The following is a 21,104-nucleotide window of genomic DNA, read 5'->3' as shown; positions in this document are numbered from 1 at the left end:
AAATCCTCAAACGCAAGAGATACACGGGTAAGAACCGCCAAAATAAGCGTATTCTTGGCGCCAACATTGAGTTGCGGCCAGAGATTGCAGCTCAGCGTGTGGAAGAAGGCCACTGGGAGGGCGACACCGTCGTTGGTTTGCGTTCTGGCAAGGAATCCGTTGTTCTCACGCTTATCGAGAAGAAAACCGAGAACTATCTCGCTATCCGCATTCCGGGCAAAACCAGCAATGCTGTCATGGCGGCGATGAAGGCTTTAGAGAAGTTCTCTGATGAAAAATCCTTGGCTTTGCCGACGAACTGAATGGGCGCCCTCGCCGCAAGCTCGGCTACTGCACGCCAGAGGAGCTATTGAGGCTTTCTTAGACAAAGTCTACGCCGCCTAAGCCCCCTCACTTTCTCTACCGTGGGTGTCCAACTTGGACTTGCAATTTGCGAAAAAATATTGGATAGTGCTCAAACGAGAAGGGATGACGATGCTATGAAAACCAAGGTACTTATGTGTTTAATTCCGGGAATGCTGTGTATCTTGATAATGGATGGCTGTACGATGTACCAAAGAGAGAGAGATCAATCGAATTCTGCGGCATCGACACAAACATCCTTGCCTAATTCGTCGGCAAGCGTGGATGTGGCATTGGAACAAACAGTGACAGACGCAATACTCTCTCACAACAGGGGCAGCTTTAGGGGTGACGATAAGCAGATGTTTGCCACTGAGTACCATGAGATTCTCAAGACTGTGGTGCAGGACAAATCTACCGAGGTATATTTGGTGGCACTTTACGCCCAATACCAATTTGAGGAAGGCGAAGCTAAGCTAATAGGGAGCGGGAGCAACCCCTGTGTTATCACCTTCGTAAGCGCCGATGGTGTGTACAGCGTTACTGATTATTGGGAACCAGAAGATGGTGAAAATTATGAAAGCTCACTTCGCAGTAGATTTCCGGAAGACATTTTGGAAAGTGGCACAGATTTGTCAGAGCCGAACGCTATGGAGCTTTGCGATCAACGTGCATTAGATTATTTTGAGGGGCAAGGTGCCGACTCGTCAAAACCTCGCGTCTAGTTGCCCTAAAAGAATACACGGGGACGGTTCCGCGAATGAACCAATTGATCAAAACTAGAAAGAGATACTCGCACGGTAAAATGTGCGGGTATCTCTTTTTTAAAACAGCGTAATTCCGAGTTGCTCTTTATAACATAAAAAAGCAACTTATATGAAGGATCAGAAAAAAGGTAAGGTACAATAAATTGCGCAAATTGAAAAAGAGATAAAAAGAGACATGGTTTGCAGTCTTTGATAGAATGAAGTTGCGACACACCATTCTGAAAGGAGACGGCAAACCATGTCGGAGAAAATTGTACAGTTAAATGAGGAAGTAATCAAGGGGCAAATCAAGGAATTAGTCCGTGAGAGCGTAGAAGAGACGCTCAACGGCCTGCTGGAGGCTGAAGCGGAGAAACTAACACAGGTGGCCAAATACGAGCGCAGCGAAGAGCGTCAGGGATACCGCAGCGGACACTACAGCCGGAATCTCACCACGACCTCTGGGGATGTTACGCTGCAAGTACCCTGCCTCAAGGGGATATCCTTTGATTGAGCGCTACCGCCGCCGGGAGAGCAGCGTAGAGGAAGCCCTGATTGAGATGTACCTGGCCGGAGTGTCCGTGCGCCGTGTGGAGGACATCACGGAGGCACTGTGGGGCAGCAAGGTATCTTCCTCAACCATCAGTGAGCTGAATAAGAAAGCCTACGTCCACATCGAGGATTGGCGGAACCGCCCCTTGCAGGGCGGCAAATACCCGTATGTATATGTAGACGGAATCTACCTGCACCGCAGCTGGGGCCGAGAGTACGAAAATGTGGCGATTCTGGTAGCGATTGCGGTCAATTAGGATGGCTACCGTGAGGTTCTGGGCGCCGCCGAGGGGATGGTTGGGTCAGCTTCTTTCAGTGGCTCAAGGGACGTGGATTTGAGGGCGTAAAGCTCGTGGTTGGAGACAAGAGTCTTGGCATACTGGAAGCAGTGGGCGAAGTTTACCCTGACGCCAAATACCCGCGCTGTACCGTCCATTTCTACCGCAATATCTTCTCTGTTGTTCCGTGTTCCAAGGGAAAGTTAGTTGCCAAAATGCTCAAAGCCATCCATGCTCAGGAGAGCAAGGATGCAGCACTGGCCAAGGCTAGAGATGTGGTTGCTGCGCTCAAAAACTTGAAGCTGAAGGAGGCCGCAAAAAAGGTGGAGGACAGTGTGGAGGAGACTCTCACCTACATGGCATTCCCCTTTGAGCATTGGACACGCATTCGCACCAATAACGCCATTGAGCGTCTCAACCGTGAGATCCGCCGCCGCACCCGCGTGGTGGGGGCTTTCCCTGACGGGAACTCCGCCCTTATGCTGGTCTGTGCGCGGCCGCGGCATGTTGCCGGTACCCAGTGGGGAAACAAGACGTATATGAATATGAAGCATCTGGAGACGATCATGGACGACGTCGAGTTGGCTGGTTGACCTCATTCCTTATGAGACTGCAAACCAATTTGCGCATAATTCTTGACACTACCTTAAAAGATGCGGTTTTGTGCACTTTTCATCGTAAAAGAAAATAGATTCTGGTAATTCCAAATTACCAAAATCTATAAATCGTTCCACACATGATATGTCGGATCTGAGGAAATATATTCACAAATTACGACAAAAATTTTACATTTTTTAGCAGATATATCTCTTTAGGAAATATATCTTTAAATGCTAGATTTTTTAGAGCATAGTTGCTATAGTTGCTATAATTGCTATTGGATACAATATTTCTATAAGCTGTAATTGAGGTGATATTGTGGCCAAAGGAAATGCTGATTTGACTGCCGCAATGGCAAAGCGTATTTCTTCAAGGCGCAGAGAATTAAACCTGACGCAGGAAAAAGCAGATGAACGCATTGGGCTTTCTCCTGCATATTATGCCTGCATTGAAAGAGGCCTCAAAGGCGTTGGCGCTGACAGCATTATAAAAATATGTGCAGCATTCCAATCAGCGCCGATTACTTGTTGAGCGGCCATATGCTACCCAGTGAACGGCAGTATATAAATCAATTGATGGAGTGTTTAACAGAAGATCAGCGCACATGCGCTGAAGAAATTATGAAAAATTTTCTGATTGCCTGCGGTCATGAAATTTCCAAAAAATAACGACTGCTGCCAAGTGACAATGAGGCGAGGTGAGAGTATGCCGCAAAAAGCTTCAGATACAGAAAAAGATCGAAATTTTGAAGCGCTTTATCGTTCCAACTATGCAGGATTGCTTCGCTATGCGACTGTAATCTTAAATAGCCACGGTTCCAATGGCTCCTCCGTAAATGGCTGTGCGGAAGAAGCAGTCCGGGAAATGTTTACGTTTGCATGGGAAAACCGCGAGAAACTGCTTACCCATGCATTCCCCGTCGGTTGGCTTTACAAATGCTTGTATTATAAGACTCTAGGCTTTCTGAAAGAGGACCGAGTGTGGACAAAACGTATCCTTCAAATGTCTGAATCCGACGACGAAAGCTTCGAGTTAGATTTCCGTCTGAAATCGGAGATGACCAGTATCATCTCGGAAGATGATTATCTGCTGTTGAAGCGACTATATTTAGATGGCTATACTTATGAAGAATTGTGCGCAGAATTAAATCTAAAGAAATCGGCGCTGGCCATGCGAATTAAGCGTATCAAAGAGCGGTTTATAAAGGAGTATAGTTCTGATTAAAAAACTTTTAAAAGCGAGTGAACTATTACGTTCCAGTGGACATTACATAGCAGAGGAGGTTCACGGAGATGCCAGATGAAGGAAAAAAACAATCATATCCATTTCTGGAGCATATGAGTACGGAAGATTTGGAAAAAATGCTCTCTCAGGATTTCATTGCGCCTGACGACGCGGCGCCGGATATTGATTATATTATGGCGATTATGGAGGTGATTCAAAAAAGGGAAGCAAAGGAGCTTTCCAGCAAGCCGGTAGATGTGGACGCGGCATGGCAAGATTTCAAGGAAAACTATGAAGGGCAGGTTGATTCCTTTGAAATTGGTAATCTTCAAGAACCAGACTCATCACATCCACTCCAAATTGAAAAAAAGATTAACACCGCTAAACGGTTTCATATCCTTCGATACATTGGAATTGCCGCGGCGGTCATTGTTCTTCTGTGTGGAGCCGCCTCAGCATTTGGTTTTGATATTTTTCAGGCCCTTGCTGATTGGACAAACGAGACCTTCGGCTTCGTGTCCAGCAACGGAGCTGCGCAGCAAACGAGTATACCGGTAATTCCACAGGATGACCCGTACAGTAAGTTGCGCACAGATGTCGCAGACGAGACTGATATTTTGCTGATTCCCACATGGGCGCCGGAGGGTACGGAAGAGACTGGAAATACCAGCGTTGTAAAGCGAATGGACAGCACTCGAATTTTTAGTAGCTTCACGACCAATGGTGGGGAATTTACAATTAACATTCAAATCTACGACGCACTGCCGGATGATTACAGGACTGTATATCAAAAAGATGATCGTCCGATGCAGGAGTATGAGACTAACGGAGTTACTTATTACATCATGCACAATAATGCTACCTGCGGTGTTGCGTGGACAAACGAAAATATTGAGTGTGCAATTCAGGGTGACCTAGGAGTAGAAGATTTGGAGAAGATGGTTGATTCTATTTATGGGGAGTAATTATCTATGAAAGAGAAAATCCGTCGTTTATTCAGTACCTTAGCCGCTTGCCTTCTTATTTTGACAATCAATCGAATACTCCTGATTTTGCGGTGAGCGTTTAAGCCGATCTTTTGATAGAGCAGGTAGGTAATCAGCAGCGCCTCAATCAGGCAGACAAATATTTCCCAAAAATAAGATTGCATAAAGTAAATATCCACCCCTCCCACCGGTAACATTTTTTATATTACCATAAAAAAGCGGAGGATGACAGGGGTGTTAGATGCAATTCACGCCAGAAAACAGGCAACTCGCGCCAAACCTCTTGTTTTTTCCAAATTCTGTGATAGCTTCGACTATAGAGATGTAAGAAATCTCAAAATTAAAACGAAGGAGCTGTTTCGAATGAAAAGAAGACAGGACAAAGAATTTAAGCGGGTCGCGAGGAAACGGATTCTCCATGCAAGCGGTAGTCTTTTGATGGCTTTGGCTGCCGTCTTTGCGGCGGCCCCCTGCAGCGCCCATTTTTATGAGCCCGAGGTCCCCCGGAAATTGCGGTAAACGCTGGTTGCTTTTGCAGGAAGTTCTGCACGATGCTTATGGCTTTCCATAAAAAAGGCGAGTCCCATGCAGTAGATTGAAAATATCATAATTTCTTCCCTGTATTTTCTGGCATTCCATAAAAACATTTTGTAAAAGGAACGAAGCATATGGTGTGACAATCAGTGGTTCAAAACTTGCACAGAAATTCATTTCTTCGTCATGCTAAGAACATGAATTTGCAATAGAGCATTTAGACTGCTTGCTCTTGAAAGGTGATCTTGCAATGAGTTATAAAATCAGCCACACTCTTTTATGGATTGGACTTATCGGTGGGTTTATCGTAGGCTTTTTCTCAATTTTCGCCGGTGTGTCCATAATTGCACTCGCAAATATTCAAGCATTTATTTTTTATCGATGTCCCCATTGTAAATACGACCTCTTAAATGTTATTGGAATGCCATCGTGCTGCCCGAATTGTGGTGAAAATTTATTTTAAGGAGATTTGGTCATGAAAAAACACAAAAAACCACTTGTATGTATTATATTGACGCTTGCTCTTTTGTTTTGCAATGTAAGTAACGTCGTAGCGGTGGATATTGCTACTGAACTCGATGACTACGATATTTATCACGCCAACTTTATTGCTCCACAAGCGAACGAAATTATTGATAACAGTTCAAATATAACTCAGGCAAAAGCTTTTGTGAAATCCTTGGATTTGTCGAGTAGGGGATTTTCTAATCTTACTCAAGCCTATATCGATGAATTAGATTATCTTGCAGATGAGGGTGTTCAACTGGAGTCGTATAGCGTTGCAATTCCCCGTGCTCAGGAGTATTATGGAACATATGATGGATATATGTTCCAAGCAGCCTATAGCTATTATTCGGACAATTATTATACAAATTTAACTGGTAAAGGAAATCATGAAAAGTGGGTTTCCGGTGCAATCAATATTCTCATGAATTATGCGCTCAAAAGGATATCAGTTCCATTTTCTGTGCTTTCATCGGCAAGTTCTGTTACTTTTTATGAAGGCGCTCGAACTGAGATAACAAATGAGGATCAGATTACGAGTCGCTTCATTATGATTCAGGACAAAGATAAAAAGGTATCTCTTGATCCATATTCTTTCGTACCCATTATTAAAGATATGGTAAGAACGACGCACACCTCAGTTGTAACTTATTCCGGAAGCCCTTTCTCCAATCCCGTGGTAGATGCATCAGCACCAGTCGTGGAAATTCCAAGCCAGAATTTTTATAACAAACAATATAATTTAAGCCGAGGATATAATCACTACGTAGCTGGTCATGTTTTTGACCCCATAACAGAAATTGTCCTACCTGCAACTAGCACTTGGAATTAAATTGCTCCAATCAAGCGCCTTTCAACGTGTGTACTTTCTGCTACATTTCTCTTGCTTGAGCATTTTTTAACTTTCCATTTATACACTCCAACAAAATGCGTCCGAAAAAGGGCAACTCCCATAAGGATGTTTTCAATCTTTATCCTTGTCCCCCGTGACCTCCGGGCCGAAGTGATTGACCGCCACGGTGGGGGCAATCAGGGCGGGTGCTGGCTCCAGTCGCAGGTGGCAGAGGGCAGTGGCCCCATGTCGCGGGTCTTGGCATACAGGGACAGATCGGTGATGGCGTAGGTGCTGCCATCGTCGCAGCGAATGGTCATGCCCTCGGTGTAAAAGAATTGGGCGTCGGACTGCGGGATGACGGTGACGGTGCTGGTTTCTGCCTTGGCGACGGCCTAGCCGCATACGTTTGGTCTGCCAAGTGCAACTGTTCAGGCAAAGCTCGCCGCCGGGGCAAAGGTTGCCGCTGGGGCATACCTCACGCCGGGACAGACGGCAACGCTTCCCAAGACGGATGCAGAGTTGACTGCTCTTGCGGAAAAAGCCCCGACCATCACGCCCTATTCCCGGAACAGCAAGGGGCAAACCTACGGCTCCGAATCCATGGCCGGGGCTGTCGGCTATTCTCCGGATCTGATTGCGGTGACATCCACCGACAATGTAATGGGCTACGTAAAAAAAGAGGATTTGAATTTGCCGATGTCAAGCGGGAATCGGGGCAATCGCAACATTCCCGTATACGATTTGAACGGTAAAGTTGTGGGCGAGTTTAAAGTTGAGCTAGGCCAAGGTTCAAACGATCCCGCATTTGCCGGTTTGAGCATTGAAGAAGCACGGAAAAAGCTTATTTAAGGCAAAAGGCCCAAGTCAAGGGCTTGGGCCTTTTTGTCCAACGCTTAATTGCACTGTTTTATTAGGCTTTGTTCACGGCTAAAAATGAAGATGATTGTGAGGTGGTTGTTTGAAGCGATTGATATATGTATTTCTTGCGGTTTGCGTACTTGGTGCACTCTTCTCGCTGATCGGCTCTAAAAAAGACGAGCGGTTTCAAACTACTTTTCCATTAGAGGAGGAAGTGATTACCGCTACGCTGGAAAAAGCCGGGCTGCCGGGGATTATTTCCGAATCAGAAACGGATTCTTATAGAAAAGGACATATGCATTATGTAGTTCGCAGTCCAACAGAAACTTATGACGGCACCAACAATAGCGTGTTTCTCGTGGATATTTCCTCTTCAAATTATGAAGGCGAACGGATGTTATTTACAATATTTGATCAGAGTATTGATTCGGATCAAATTGAGTGGGAGGACTGGAAACAGCAAATCGTGTTCGCTACGCTGCTTTACGGCGGTTTCGAGAATGAAGAAGACGTTTATCAGGCTTTCCTAGAAAAGGAGCTTCCAGATGGTAAAACCTCATTTAGGTGGGACGCTCAGCTTTCAGGGGGATATTGCAGGGTGGACTATTCCTCCCGTAGTCATACAACCTATAACGAAGACGGCTTTCCTACACGGAAACAATCCGCTTCTTTGAGAGTAAATATTTATGAGTCCTACGAGCTTTATCAAAAACTCAACACGAACCAGCAAGGCGAAACAAGCCGTTAAGGATGCTAAGTTTTTTGATATTCAATGACAGCTCTTTTCTCTTGTTTTGTTATATCGCTATACTTGATATCGACAAAGACCGCCTCAAAAAAGTTAGAGGTGGGACAGCGTTTGAAACACTGTAAAATACTGGTTTAGTTGGACAATCTGAAGATGCTGATTGTAAAATGTAATACTTGCAATATTTTCCTTGACATTTAACCACCAATGAATTATTGTATTAGTATACTGATACATTTGCGATTGGAGAAACTAAATGAATACGATGAAAAGCGTCTGGGTGAGATTCCTGACCTGCTGTTTTACGGCGGTATTGCTGCTGAGTATTGGCGCAGGAGCTATCGACAACACTGAGTCCGCAGCCCGTCAAGATGATCTTGACTATTTGTACACAACGTTAAAAAGCAATCATCCCGATCTGTTTGCCAACACGCCGGAGACCGCCTTTGAAGAGAAGAAGGGCCAGATAGAACGACGGCTTAGCACGGAAAGCAGCTTTGATTTTGCGCTGGATTGCGCAAGTCTGGCCGCGCTGGCTAAGGACTCACATACTAACGTATCTTTGGGCAGCAACGGGTACGATCTTCACATCTGCCTGTTCGACATGGACTTGTACGACGGGACTTGGGTTTTGAGTGCAATCGACAGTGCCCATAAATCACTGTTAGGCTCCCAGATAACCGCCATCAACGGATTTTCCATGGAGCAGGTTCTGGAAAAGTTCGGAACCATTCTCAGCGCGGACAACTTGGTGAAGCTGCGGTATTCCTATTGGCAGATGTGCTATGTGCTGGAGCCGTATCAGTATTTGGGAATTGCCAAGCAAGACGAGCCCATGCGCATAGAGGTGCAGGATTCCACAGGTAAAACCAATACATTGACGGTTTCCTCAGTGAGCCAGAGTGCTTTTCGGTCTGAGGATTTGGCGATGTTGAGCGATTGGCAGACAGGCCCGGCAGCCACAGCCTATGACAAAACAAAGACCTATTTTGCAAAGGAATTGAATAGCAGCGCCTATTACATCCAATACAACAAATGCGCGGAGGATGAGGATCTGCCCATGAAGCTGTTCTGCCAGCAGGTTCAGGCTGCGCTGGATGCAGGAAGCTATTCTTTAATTCTGGTAGACCTGCGAAATAACGGAGGCGGCTCGGACGGTGTGATCATGCCGCTGCTGAGACTGCTGGCACAGCAGCGCGAGCAAGGCGTTCAGGTAGCGGGATTGATCGGGAAAAGAACGTTTTCATCTGCCATTATCAATTCCGTGGAGCTGCAGGAAATGGGGTTCCCTCTGGCAGGAGAGGCTGCCGGAGGCAGTGTTGACCACTTTGGCGCGGTGCAGTCCTTTAAACTGCCCAATTCCGGTATGCGAATGGGTGTTTCCTCAAGGTTTATTTCAATGAGCGGCTATTTTGACGCCGCCTCCGGCAAAGGCGTAGAGCCGCTCCAGCCCGACGTTAAAATCGTTCAAACCCTCAGCGATTCTCTGGCAGGCAGAGATACGTGTGTAGAAAAAATTCTTGAAAATCCTGAGATTTTAAAATCTGCGGAACGCGCCGAGGTCCCCATGACCCGCGGACGGTTTGTGGGGTTGCTGTTCCAAGAAACAGAAACACCCGGATTAAATATTGAGACCCAGCCGTTTGGTGATCTCTTGGGGATTGAATGGTATCTGTCTGCGTTAAACTGGGCAAAGTCAACGCAGATTGCGCTGGGAGACACTGCGGGTAATTTTTCCTCTGCGCGCGCTGTCAGCTGGCAGGAGGCCGCTGTATTTCTGGTTCGCGCTGCCGAGACATTGGATATTCAACCTGCGTCCGTGCGGAGCGGCGCTGTGCCGGATGCACTGAAGACCACAGCGCGGAATGAAGATGCTGTACAGAAAGCGTGGAGGTGGGGGCTACTTCCGGAATACGGGAATTTTTCTGTTGCTCCGACTCGTGCGCAAGGTGAAACCATGATAAAGCAGATGTTTGCAACGAAATGAGTACGATCAGGACTCTCTTCTGGGTTTGTAATTCTTTCATAGCTTCATCAGTGCATTTGAAACGATTACTTCCGGTCAGTATAAAATGATGGGCGGTTTTGATTGCTAATTTTTAATGAACTACCGACGTACTTCGCAAAATGTTTATACAGTATAAGCCCAAGGAGTAGTTGTAAACAGCAAGATGGAACCAGAAGTTAGAAGATCGCAAATTCGTACCATGATGCGCAGTACATTGAGGAACAGATCATTACAAAAGGTTTGGTGACATGAAAAGAAAAATAGCAGCAGGAATATTAGCCATTACTCTGAGCTTTTCCCTATTTGCGTGCGGATCAGAACAAAGAGGCAGCCAAGAAGGAAAAAGCACTTCCACTTCAAGCGATCTATATGCTGATATGCAGCTAACTAATGAACAAATGCTCTCGGATTATGATACTATGTGGAAAGCCATGAAAGAAAGCTATCCCTTTTGGGGAGTGCTTGCACGGAGCAAGCCGGAAGATCCAGACTACTATGATGCAGTCATTTCCGATTATCGCGGGCAGCTTCAACACGTCGAAGCAAATAGCGACGAGGCAATGGAAAAGTTCTTATATATTGTAGCCAATAGTCTATACGAAGTGTGTGGTACGGTTGGACATGTGAGTATTATCAATCCAGACTACTTTCAAGGGTTAGATGTTTATAAGGAGTACGTTGACGAAATGCCGGAGGTGCGGCCGTGGGTTGACGTGATCGAAAAACCGGAGGTTATTTCCTTTTATAAATATTACGATTACCTGCAGACGCTTTTTATAGAAAATAAAAGCGGCGATGAATCCAATGATGAAAAAGCAAATGAACAGCCGGAAGAAGAAAGTAAAACTGCAAGTACAAACCTGACGACAAAAATATTTGAAAAAGGAAAAACCGCTTACATTAGAGTGGATTCTTTCGACAATTCTTGTATGGAAGGTGATTTGCCAAAAATTCGTGCCTTTTTAGAGGAAGTTAAGGATTATAAAAATTTGATCATTGACATTCAGGAGAATGGCGGAGGCAATTCTGACTACTGGGAGACTGCTTTTGTCCGTCCCAATATTGCCGAACCCGTCAGCTCACGGTTGGTACGGCTAATGAAAGACACCGAATTGACCCGGCAATTCTATATGCTAGGGTACAAGGACTCCACATTAAGCCCGGAAGCAGTCAAAAACGATACGAAATTTAGGGAACTACCTAAAGCTGATATGGCGGATTTGACACTGGCAAGGGAATTATTAGATACGACGGAGCCAGAAAAAGATGAGAAGCTGTTTGGTGGGAAAATATGGGTATTGGTAGGACCTGCGGTTTACTCCTCGGCGGAGGCATTTGCTGTGTTTTGCAAAGATACGGGGTTTGCTACCTTGGTTGGACAGACAACGGGCGGCTCCGATAGCGGTGGCCCAATTCTATTTGAACTGCCTAACAGCCATCTTTTGATTCAGTTTGACGTGGAGTACTGCCTTAATGCGGATGGAAGCTGCAATCAGGAGATGGGCACGGTGCCGGACATTGAAGCGGAAGATGCGCTGCATAAGGTGCTAAACTTAATTGAAAAACCATAACTGCAATGGTTTGCTTTACTACGAGCATTATAGCCATGGATGAGCTTCTTGTAATGCTTATTCGAAATCAAATCAGCTTCGTTGTCCACTCCTCCACGTTCCACACCTGTGTGACCAGATCGCTGTAAAACTCCGGTTCGTGGCTCACCAGCAGCATGGTACCCTTGTAATCACGGATGGCGTCCCGCAGAGCCGCCTTCGCGTCCACATCCAGATGGTTGGTGGGTTCGTCCAGCACCAGCAGATTCATGGGGCGCAGCATCAGCTTGCACAGCCGAACCTTCGCGTTCTCGCCACCAGAGAGCACCCGCATCTGCGTGGTAATATGCTCGGTGGTCAGGCCGCAGCGCGCCAGCGCGCCCCGCACCTCACCGTTGCTCATTTTGGGGAATTCCTGCCAGATCTCCACCAGCGCCGTGTTGTCGTTGCCCCGCTCCTCCTGCTCGAAGTATCCCACATCGGCAAACTGACCCAGCTCCACCGTACCGGACACCGGCGGAATCAGGCCCAGCAGAGTTTTCAGCAGCGTGGATTTTCCCAGACCGTTGACACCGCGGATGGCGATTTTCTGGTTGCGCTCCACCGTCACATCCACGGGACGGGTCAGCGGCTCGCTGTAACCCAGCACCAGTTGCTTGGCTACGATGACCTCGCGGCTAGGGGTACGGGCAGGCATGAAAGAGAAGACAGGCTTGGGCTTGTCCTTCCCAAGTTCAATGACATCCATCTTGTCCAGCCGCTTCTGCCGGCTCCGCGCCAGCGTGGCGGTGGCGGCACGGGCCTTATTGCGGGCCACAAAGTCCTCCAGCTGGGCAATCTCCTTCTGCTGCTTTACATACGCCTGTTCTAACTGATGGCTTTTGATGTCATAGAGTGCCTGAAACTGCTCATAGTTGCCGGAGTAGCGGGTCAGCACGGTGTTTTCCACATGATAAATCACGTTGACCACATCGTTGAGGAACGGAGTATCGTGGGATACCAGAATGAAGGCGTTCTCGTAGTTCTGCAAGAACCGTTTCAGCCACGCGATGTGGTTCTCATCCAGAAAGTTAGTCGGCTCGTCCAGAATCAGGATCATTGGGTTTTCCAGCAGCAGCTTCGTCAAAAGCACCTTTGCCCGCTGACCGCCGGACAACTCACTGACATCCCGTTCCAGACCGATGTCCCCCAGCCCCAGCCCGTTGGCATACTCCTCAATGCGGGAATCTATCACGTAGAAACCGGACTGCTCCAGAATCTCCTGAATTTCGCCCACATTCTCCAGCAGCTTCTCCAGCGCATTACCCTCGCACTCGCCCATTTGGTCATAATTTGCCAGCAGCTCCTGCTCCAGCTTGTACATGGGTGCAAAGGCGGAGCGTAGAATATCGCGGATGGTCTTTCCTTTCTCCAATACGCTGAACTGATCCAGATACCCTGTTGTGATGTGGTTACACCACTCCACTGTTCCCTCGTCTGGCATCCGCTTGCCGGTGATGATGTCTAAAAAGGTGGTCTTTCCCTCGCCGTTTGCGCCCACAAGGCCGATATGCTCGCCTTTGAGCAAGCGGAAGGACGCGTCTTTTAAAATCTGTCTGGCCCCGAAGCCGTGACTGACATGACTGACTGTCAAGATACTCATGTTTGTTCCCTCAATTTTCTGTCATAGATTGCATGGTTTCATTATCTTAACGGGATTTTGCGCAAAATGCAACCGCGCATGGGGCAGTCTGCAAAATCTTCTGTCCCCACCGCCCTTTTTTCACAATATAATCATTCCAGTCTGCCGAGTTTCGTGTTATGTTTATACTCTAGCGTTCAACTGAGTATGCAGCACGGTACATTATTCATATAATCTTGTCTGAAAAAACACTCCGGCGAGACAATATCTTTATGTTAATAGAAGTACAGAGTGTAAAAAATTGTAGTATAATTAGAATAAAGGATAATTAGAAATTATCGGAGGTGTTGAGCGTGGATATCAAATTTAGAGTCGTTCAAGCATCTAAATGTCCCAAGAAAGATATTATTACCGCGATTGATATATACTGTAAGACTGTTGACGGCGGATCATTAACTAACACCAATCAGATAAAGGATTATATTTGGAATGCCAAAGGGCACTAGGCAGAGTCGCGCAGCCTGCTTTAAACCCAGGTGAAAGTGCACAGGAGTTTAATTTGGCAATGAAATTATACTCTGCTGACAATAATTGTTCTCTTGTATTGACCAAGGAAATGTATTTATCCATTGTGCATGAGCTCTATGATTCTCACTATGTAGCATGGTATAAATGCTTTGTGAACCAAGACGAGATGGATGAAGAACCTAAGTTCAATATGGAGATAGAAAATCTATTAAATCGGATTGAATCGGAAATTCCAAAAGACTTGCATAATGAGGCCATCGTAATGGTACAATGTCAACCGTTTGAAGAGGGGCAGTGTCCAAAAATAACTGCTGAAAACTATACCATTCCTCGCTGCGCTCGTATTTAGCCGCCTGGGTCATCTTCTGCGCCTCTGCCTCCAACAAACCGTTCAGTGTTTCCTCCACGCTGCCACGAACCAGTTCTTTAATCTGACCCTTGATAATTTCCTCATAAAACTGTACAATTTTCTCTGATATGGTTTGTAGTCTCCTTTCAGAATGGTGTGTCGTGACTTCATTCTATCAGAGGTCTGCAAACCGTGTCCCTTTTTATCCCTTTAGAAATTTGCGCAACTTATTCTACCTTATCATGGGAGAGCGCCGCGTTTGCAACGCGGAGGTCGACGGTTCGATCCCGTTCAGGTCCACCATGCGCAAAGCGAGGAAAATCATTGATTTTCCTCGCTTTGTGTTTTATCAATATACCACCTTAGTATTAAAATGCTATAGCGTATGTCTTATAAAATTGGTCGGGTCGATACTTTCAGCTATTCTTTCAGCTATTTAAGTTGAGTTCTTAATTCAATTCAAACATATTTGCTCTTCAAAGGGGAATATACTGCTTGCTTTGACGTATTATGCCGGCCTGTTCCATATCAAGCTCGGCAAAAACAAGTTGCTTTTGATCGTCGGCTAAACCGGCGATGCTGCCATCTGGGTTGACAAATACAGTCTCTCCGCTGAAATCCATAGCTCCTTCCAGTCCAACACGGTTGCACATAAAAATATTAACACTATTTTGAAAAGCAGAAATTCGAATCTCCCATTGAAAAATATCGGATAGTTCAATTTTTTTAGAAAAAATATGCGTAAAAAGCTAAAAAAATAGTTTAAATTACAAGTAAGACTTTCCATGACTCAAATGCAAAAACCGGGTTAGCAGACGCTGCTGTTACGCTTCTGATGCCTTACGTCTCGGATCGTCCCACTCTTTAGCATCGGGGCTACCTGCATGGTGTTCTTTGCGCCATGTTAACCGTGATTCTTGAATGGATCAATTATACTCCGGTGATTACAGGTCCTCCAAAACAACAAAATCCGAACCTTTTTCCGATTAGAGAGAGGTTCGGATTTATCGTTTATCTGGATTTAGCAGCATAAGCTAAACAGCGTCGCTGTTTTGCTGCGAGGATAAGAGCTTAGGCATTTCTCTCGTTTTCTTATGTTTCACGCAAGTTTACTCAATTAGCTTCTGCAGGTCGATCTCATATACGGTGATAGGGCGACCTGCGCTGGAATGCAGTTCACTGCCCACCACCTGAGCGGCGTTCAGTTCCACCATTCTGGCCAGAATACGGTTTGCCGTGCGCACCGAGGTATTCAGCAGACGGGACAAGCTGTTCCGATCCATTCGAAATGAGCTTTGCGCCTGAGCTACCGTCAGTAGCTTCTGGGCATTCGTCACCGACATCTTGAGAAGCTTCGCCAGCATCTGCGCTTCCTGCCCCGGCAGAATGGACAGAGCAACACATTCCTTTTCCCCGAGCGGGCCGACAAGTTCGTCTGTCTCTGTGATCAGATAGGTACCGTGCCCAGCACTGCGCCGAGACTCCTTCAACGCGCGCTCGGCGTTTTGCTGTGCCTGGGCAATGCTGGTTCCCACGCCCCAGCCAATCGAAAACCCCGTCTGTGCGTTTTGCTTTAGGTATTCACTCAGTACACTGTGTGTGTAAGAAGACGTCAGGTTTTGCAGAATTACCTTAGAGGTAATAACCTCAAAGCAATTGTCGGCATGGTGTAGGATTGCAGCGTTGCCATGGGCCATGTTAAAGCGGCGCAGCAAGTGGTGAAATTCCTCCGCCTCAGGAGAATCCATTGTCTGGCCTGGTTGAACATTACCCACCACAGTCAGACTGTCAGAATATCGCTGCAGACGAAGCTCCTGAAGAAATTTCTCCACGGTTTCCCGGACGGTATCGGGTGAGGGAAGCAGCAGAGCGTAAGGGATTCCTTCCTGCTGTAAGACACAGGCCAAATTGTTCATGCGCGTAATAATAAAATCTGCTTGATGCTCCCTATAGACCTGCAAGTACTTTTGAGTCAAGTTAGCATAAATGGAATCTGAGTTTACATCGTAGAAATCGCGGGGATCAAAATCAGCCTGAGGGCGGATCCCGTCGCCAAAAATATAATCCCAAGGGATCTCAATCATGGGGTGATCCAACCAAATGCGGCGCACGTCCAGCCGGGGATTGTGATAGACCACTTGTAGTAAGGTTCGATAGTAATCCCGGTGCGTTAACTCGATATACACACAGGGCACCCTGGGCTTGCCGAAACGATTGCAAATATAATTATAAGGGTGAAGACCACTGAAGATGAGACCATCAAAGTGGTCCTTTTCCTTTTGATAAAAGGACCCCAGTTGCGGCTGGGAGTCGTAGGCCCGGTAAATAAGCTGGCAATCCATACACTCCATGGACTCCAGCGCTTGTTTTATGACAGTTTCTGACACCCGTGAGGTGAACACGCCTATTGTCAGCATACGTAAAGCACCTTATTCTATCATGTATTTTTTTTATCATAACAGAGAAACACGCGACATTCAAGCTGATTTAATTCAAATATAAAGAAATAAGAGTCGCAATTCGATATAATAATTTGATATAATGTACAGCGAACGTAGCGTTATTTTGTTGAAAATGCTTTTTTGAAGAAATTTGAGAAATATTTATTGCAATTTTTACAAGTTAAAAGTAAGATTGCAATAAGAGTTTATGTCTCATATTTCCTAAATTATTAAGACAGGAGGATATCACATGAATAAACATGACGCCGTAGCGTACATAGCGTCCCGATTGGATTATTTTTCTGAACTGAGCGACCGGATCTGGGATCATCCGGAAGTTCGCTTCACCGAAACATTTTCTTCGGATATCCTGTGCCGTGCATTTGAGGAGGAGGGCTTTCAAATCGAGCGGGGATTGGCTGAGATGCCCACCTCTTTTGTGGCACGCTACGGTGGTGGCAACCCCTGCATCGGCTTTCTGGGCGAATTTGATGCGCTGCCCGGCATGAGTCAATATCCCGGCGTCGCAGAGCGCACCCCCCTGGAATCCAATGTTAATGGCCATGGCTGCGGTCACAACTTGCTGGGCGTAGGTTCTCTAGCGGCCGCTTTCGGCCTCAAAAAGTATTTGGAAGAGAACGACTTGCCTGGTACTGTTGTCTACTTCGGCTGTCCTGCCGAGGAGGGAGGATCCGGTAAGACCTTTATGGCACGTGCCCACTGCTTTGATGAGATTGACTGTGCCATTACTTGGCACCCAGGCGCCTGCAACGGTGTTCCTCCGGGAAGCTTCCTTGCCAACTATCTGGTCAAGTATCAGTTCACCGGTATTCCTTCTCACGCTGCTGCTTTCCCCCAGATGGGCCGCAGTGCATTGGATGCCCTAGAGCTGATGAATATGGGTGTGCAGTTTTTGCGGGAACACATCATTCAGGATGCGCGCATTCATTACGCTATTACCGATGCTGGAGGCGATTCTCCCAACATTGTGCAGCCCAAGGCAACCGCCATGTATCAGATTCGTGCTCCAAAGACCCCCCAGGTGGAGGAGATATACCAACGTGTCAACCGCATTGCCGAGGGCGCGGCGATGATGACCGACACAAAGGTGGAGATCAAGATTATGAAAGGCTGCTCCAACACGGTTCCCAATGTGGTTATGGATCGCATCATGTATCGGAATCTGCTGGAAATCCCTCGCCCTGTCTGCCCTGACAGCGAGAAGGAGCTCGTGGAAGCCTTGGCAGCCACGTTGAAGCCGCAGGGGGCGGCTATTCGTCAGCAGGTCTCTGCCATGCCGGAGTATGTTGTTTCCGCCGCGCAGAAGCAGGAGATACTCAACCATGCTGACGAGACGATTCAAACCTTCGTGCTGCCCTACACCCCATCCGATGCTCCCATTCCCGCCTCATCCGATGTAGGTGACGTGAGTTGGGTCTGCCCCACCAGCCAGATTGGTACCGCGACTTGGGTGGCCGGCACGGCACCCCATACCTGGCAGGCGGTGGCCAGCGGCAAAACCGAGTTTGCCCACCGCTCCACTCTGTATGCCGCCCAAGTCATGGCAAGCACTGCCATCGATCTGTACAACGCCCCCGATCAGCTCAAGGCTGCCCGCCAGGAGCTTGATTGTTACCTGAACGGCGCCCCATACCGTAATCCCATGCCGGATGATATTCATCCCAGCGATCTGTATAGCCAGTAACTCTTCGCAACAGCATCCGAAAACAGAAGGGAGAAAAAAGTCATGACTCAAACAACCATATGCCTGATTATCTTCGCAGTCACGATCGCTCTTTATCTGAGCAACAAATTTCCTCTGGCTCTCACGGCTCTGACTTCCATGTTTTTGCTGGTCGTCACCGGCTGCCTGAAGCCTGAGGACGCACTGAGCGGCTTCTCCAACACTACCACCATTCTGACAGGCTCCATGTTCGTGGTCGCAGCTGGTTTAAGCCGAACTCAGATGATCCACAAGATATCCAACCTGGTATACAAGGTTTCCGGAGGCTCCTTCACAAAGGGCCTGTTGGGTTACTGCCTGGTCACTGTGCTGGTGGCTCAGGTCGTTCCCAGCGCGGTCCTGATCTTTACCATCTGCTATCCTCTGGCTGCCGACTTCTGTCGCAAGATGAATGTCAGCCCCTCCAAGGCCATGTTTTCAATTGGTCTGTTGTCGATCATATGGGTCGGTGCAGCCCCTATCGGTGCGGGCGCTACCGCCTACATCCAGTATAACACCATCATGGAGACTTATGGTGCTGTGGGCTATCAAATGCATATGTTTGATCAATTTATTGCCCGCCTGCCCTATTCCATCGTACTGTTGGTCTATGCAATTTTTGTTGCTCCCAAGATGGCTCCCGATAAGCAAGCTGGAGCGAAAGAGATTAAAGGTGGCACCGCCGCCCCCGTGAAGCCTCCGCTGAGCCCCATCCGTGAGGTGATCGGCTATCTCGACTTTCTGGTTGTCTTCATTCTGATCCTGTTCGCCGGCAAACTGGGCATCCCCACATGGCAGATCTGCTTTGCTGGCGCACTGATTATTCCTCTGACCGGTGTACTGAACGAGCGTGAGACCCTGCAGGCCATGAACATGTCTCCACTGCTTTTGTTCATTGGCGCTCTGGCGATGGGCAACGCTCTAGTCGGCACCGGCGCAGGTAACTTGGTTGCTGGTTTGGTGACCCGCGTTCTGGGTGAGCATCCCAGCGGATACATGGTAGGCCTAGCTTTCTTCCTTCTTACCTTCCTCATGTCCCAAGTCATGTCCAACATGGCGGTTTTCTCTGCTGCGCAGCCTATCGTCATCCTGACCTGCGTTTCCTACGGATATAACCCGATTGGCCCGCTGCTGCTCTGTTTCATGGGTGCCTGGACCGCTTATCTTACCCCCATGGCGACCATTGCTGTTCCTGTCATGATGGATGCCGGTGGTTACGATCAGCGCGATCTGTTCAAGATGGGATGGCTCCCCGCTCTGATCTCCGTTGCCGTGGCTGTACCCTGGACCATGTTCATGTTCCCGGTTTAAATCGGATTCGCACACCTCTGTGCAACTGCTTCTTTCAAAATCTTAGCTTTTCAGAGCACGCATCGGCTCAAAATGGCCTGGTGCGTGCTCTGTATTACAATATCTGATCCATTTTCTATGAAATCTTTCCTCTGGTGACTCGGTGATCCGCATGCTGTATGAACCTCTCCCTGTCAAGTAGACAGGTAAAAAAAGAAAAACAAATATTCAAGGCCGGCAGTCTGGATCAGGCTGTCGGCTTTGTTCATGCGGCGGAGAGCATGTCCCTGTACTCCGCAGGAGCTAATCCACTCAGGCGCTCTTGAAATCTGCGGTTATTGTAAAAGGCGATGTAGTCCGCTATAGCCTGAACAAACGTCAATGACTGACGATTTTCAATGCGCTCCTCCTGTATCGGTTTCGTCCCTTTCGCCATGTAGATTCCACCTCCGCTGTTTGGCCGCTTAAAATCTTCATGGTTATGATACCGTTTTACCCAGTCCGTGAGCATTTTTCCTTTAGAAATATCAGACTTGACACAAATACCTGCCGCAGACTCCTTGCCAACCAGGCAATCTTGAACTGCACAGTGTTTTGTTTCGGGCGAGTATCTCCGAAATTTTGTCGCAGGTATCAAGCCTTCCGTTCCTCGCATTTGATACAACCGTATCCACTTATATAACCTGTTTCTACCAATCCCATATTTTCGGGCAAATTCGCTTGCTCCGAGCCGGCCTGATAGGTACTCTTGAACGATTCTAACTTTTTCTTCTGGTGGTAGTTTTCCTTTGTGAGGCATGAAAATGCTCCCTTCTCCATGTTCAGTGGTTTTTTATTTCCACTGTCTACTTTGAAGGGAGCATATCAGTCGGATAGCGCCTCTTTTCAGCGTGTTCAGTTGGGATAAGTGGTCCTATGTTCAGAATGACTGCTGATAAAGTTAGTGTTTTCATTGATTTGCGACAGCTCTTTTTATTTAAAAATACACCAAGTATTGTAGACAAGCTGTAAATAATACGGCTTATTACATTCTCTATGTTGAACAAAAAGGAAATAAATAGTATAGCAAAGTGCCCGTAGTTAGCGGCCTAAGAGTCGCCTCTAATGATCTGCTTTGGCAGGTGGCGTATCATGAGCATGACGCATTTAAACTGGGGCACATGTCCCGCCTGCTTTCCTCGATTCACTCCGTGCGTCATTGTGTTTGCAATGTTTAAACTATATGGTGCAGTGCGCTGTGTACCGCCTTATCGTTTGCGGACGGAGAGCCAGAGGCAATTGCAGAAAATGGTTGCATACCTGTTAAACGTAGAAATGTTTGATGAGCTGTACAAAATCGCATCTGCACACGACATGGGGATGACCGTATATGTAGATGATGCGGCAT

Annotated in this window: 18 protein-coding genes and 2 pseudogenes; 15 read left to right on the top strand and 5 right to left on the bottom strand. The window is 47.2% G+C overall.

Annotation, left to right across the window (positions count from 1 at the left end; all coding sequences use genetic code 11):
• The 8 genes and pseudogenes from RTU96_RS02810 to RTU96_RS02775 form a co-directional block, all read left to right on the top strand.
• Positions 1-302: pseudogene (locus RTU96_RS02810) on the top strand (IS30 family transposase); the annotation flags it as partial.
• 177 nt (positions 303-479) lie between these two features.
• Positions 480-1,067, top strand: a complete 588-nt coding sequence (locus RTU96_RS02805; RefSeq protein ID WP_312634830.1) for a hypothetical protein — start codon at positions 480-482, stop codon at positions 1,065-1,067.
• A 280-nt stretch (positions 1,068-1,347) separates the two neighbouring features.
• Positions 1,348-2,511 (top strand): annotated as a pseudogene (locus tag RTU96_RS02800) (IS256 family transposase).
• A 358-nt stretch (positions 2,512-2,869) separates the two neighbouring features.
• Complete coding sequence (locus RTU96_RS02795) at positions 2,870-3,049, top strand: helix-turn-helix transcriptional regulator (RefSeq protein WP_312634828.1); 180 nt, start codon at positions 2,870-2,872, stop codon at positions 3,047-3,049.
• A gap of 117 nt (positions 3,050-3,166) precedes the next feature.
• Positions 3,167-3,742 carry a hypothetical protein gene (locus tag RTU96_RS02790; RefSeq protein WP_312634827.1) on the top strand — a complete coding sequence of 192 codons (576 nt, stop codon included), beginning with the start codon at positions 3,167-3,169 and terminating at the stop codon, positions 3,740-3,742.
• Positions 3,743-3,810: 68 nt separating this feature from the next.
• A complete protein-coding gene (locus RTU96_RS02785) occupies positions 3,811-4,707 on the top strand; it encodes a DUF4367 domain-containing protein (RefSeq protein WP_312634826.1) in 897 nt (298 codons plus the stop codon).
• Between the two features lie 246 nt (positions 4,708-4,953).
• Positions 4,954-5,247, top strand: coding sequence for an AgrD family cyclic lactone autoinducer peptide (locus tag RTU96_RS02780; protein WP_312634825.1), 294 nt, complete (start codon positions 4,954-4,956; stop codon positions 5,245-5,247).
• Between the two features lie 490 nt (positions 5,248-5,737).
• Positions 5,738-6,598, top strand: coding sequence for a hypothetical protein (locus RTU96_RS02775; RefSeq protein WP_312634824.1), 861 nt, complete (start codon positions 5,738-5,740; stop codon positions 6,596-6,598).
• Between the two features lie 197 nt (positions 6,599-6,795).
• Here the strand turns inward: RTU96_RS02775 and RTU96_RS02770 are convergent, their stop codons facing one another.
• On the bottom strand, positions 6,796-6,918 hold the full coding sequence (locus RTU96_RS02770) for a hypothetical protein (protein WP_312634823.1): 123 nt from the start codon (positions 6,916-6,918) through the stop codon (positions 6,796-6,798).
• A gap of 283 nt (positions 6,919-7,201) precedes the next feature.
• Between RTU96_RS02770 and RTU96_RS02765 the strand changes: the two genes are divergently transcribed.
• From RTU96_RS02765 to RTU96_RS02750, 4 genes are all read left to right on the top strand, one after another.
• On the top strand, positions 7,202-7,450 hold the full coding sequence (locus RTU96_RS02765; protein WP_312634821.1) for a hypothetical protein: 249 nt from the start codon (positions 7,202-7,204) through the stop codon (positions 7,448-7,450).
• A gap of 109 nt (positions 7,451-7,559) precedes the next feature.
• Entirely contained in the window at positions 7,560-8,207 is a 648-nt protein-coding gene (locus RTU96_RS02760; protein WP_312634820.1) for a hypothetical protein, read from the top strand.
• Positions 8,208-8,463: 256 nt separating this feature from the next.
• Complete coding sequence (locus RTU96_RS02755; RefSeq protein ID WP_312634818.1) at positions 8,464-10,194, top strand: hypothetical protein; 1,731 nt, start codon at positions 8,464-8,466, stop codon at positions 10,192-10,194.
• 269 nt (positions 10,195-10,463) lie between these two features.
• The gene (locus tag RTU96_RS02750) at positions 10,464-11,786 is read left to right on the top strand and encodes a S41 family peptidase (protein ID WP_312634817.1); all 1,323 of its coding nucleotides are present in this window, start codon (positions 10,464-10,466) and stop codon (positions 11,784-11,786) included.
• A 67-nt stretch (positions 11,787-11,853) separates the two neighbouring features.
• On the opposite strand, the gene RTU96_RS02745 is transcribed toward RTU96_RS02750, so the two are convergent.
• Positions 11,854-13,407 (bottom strand): ABC-F family ATP-binding cassette domain-containing protein, encoded by a 1,554-nt coding sequence (locus RTU96_RS02745; RefSeq protein ID WP_312634815.1) that lies wholly within the window; start codon positions 13,405-13,407, stop codon positions 11,854-11,856.
• A gap of 538 nt (positions 13,408-13,945) precedes the next feature.
• On the opposite strand from RTU96_RS02745, the gene RTU96_RS02740 reads away from it, so the two are divergent.
• A complete protein-coding gene (locus tag RTU96_RS02740; protein WP_312634814.1) occupies positions 13,946-14,263 on the top strand; it encodes a hypothetical protein in 318 nt (105 codons plus the stop codon).
• A gap of 476 nt (positions 14,264-14,739) precedes the next feature.
• Here the strand turns inward: RTU96_RS02740 and RTU96_RS02730 are convergent, their stop codons facing one another.
• A complete protein-coding gene (locus RTU96_RS02730) occupies positions 14,740-14,955 on the bottom strand; it encodes a nitrilase-related carbon-nitrogen hydrolase (protein ID WP_312634837.1) in 216 nt (71 codons plus the stop codon).
• Between the two features lie 417 nt (positions 14,956-15,372).
• Entirely contained in the window at positions 15,373-16,680 is a 1,308-nt protein-coding gene (locus RTU96_RS02725) for a hypothetical protein (protein ID WP_312634813.1), read from the bottom strand.
• Between the two features lie 274 nt (positions 16,681-16,954).
• Between RTU96_RS02725 and RTU96_RS02720 the strand changes: the two genes are divergently transcribed.
• Both RTU96_RS02720 and RTU96_RS02715 read left to right on the top strand, forming a co-directional pair.
• Positions 16,955-18,409: a M20 family metallopeptidase gene (locus RTU96_RS02720; protein ID WP_312634811.1), complete on the top strand. Its 1,455-nt coding sequence runs from the start codon at positions 16,955-16,957 to the stop codon at positions 18,407-18,409.
• Between the two features lie 42 nt (positions 18,410-18,451).
• Positions 18,452-19,738, top strand: coding sequence for an SLC13 family permease (locus RTU96_RS02715; RefSeq protein ID WP_312634809.1), 1,287 nt, complete (start codon positions 18,452-18,454; stop codon positions 19,736-19,738).
• 244 nt (positions 19,739-19,982) lie between these two features.
• Here the strand turns inward: RTU96_RS02715 and RTU96_RS02710 are convergent, their stop codons facing one another.
• Positions 19,983-20,516 (bottom strand): transposase, encoded by a 534-nt coding sequence (locus RTU96_RS02710; RefSeq protein ID WP_312634807.1) that lies wholly within the window; start codon positions 20,514-20,516, stop codon positions 19,983-19,985.
• Between the last annotated feature and the right edge of the window lie 588 nt (positions 20,517-21,104).

Source organism: Oscillibacter sp., from assembly GCF_032018205.1.
GTDB lineage: Bacteria > Bacillota > Clostridia > Oscillospirales > Oscillospiraceae > Oscillibacter.
The sequence above is the reverse complement of the archived record's forward strand: the minus strand, read 5'-3'. Positions and strand labels throughout refer to the sequence as shown.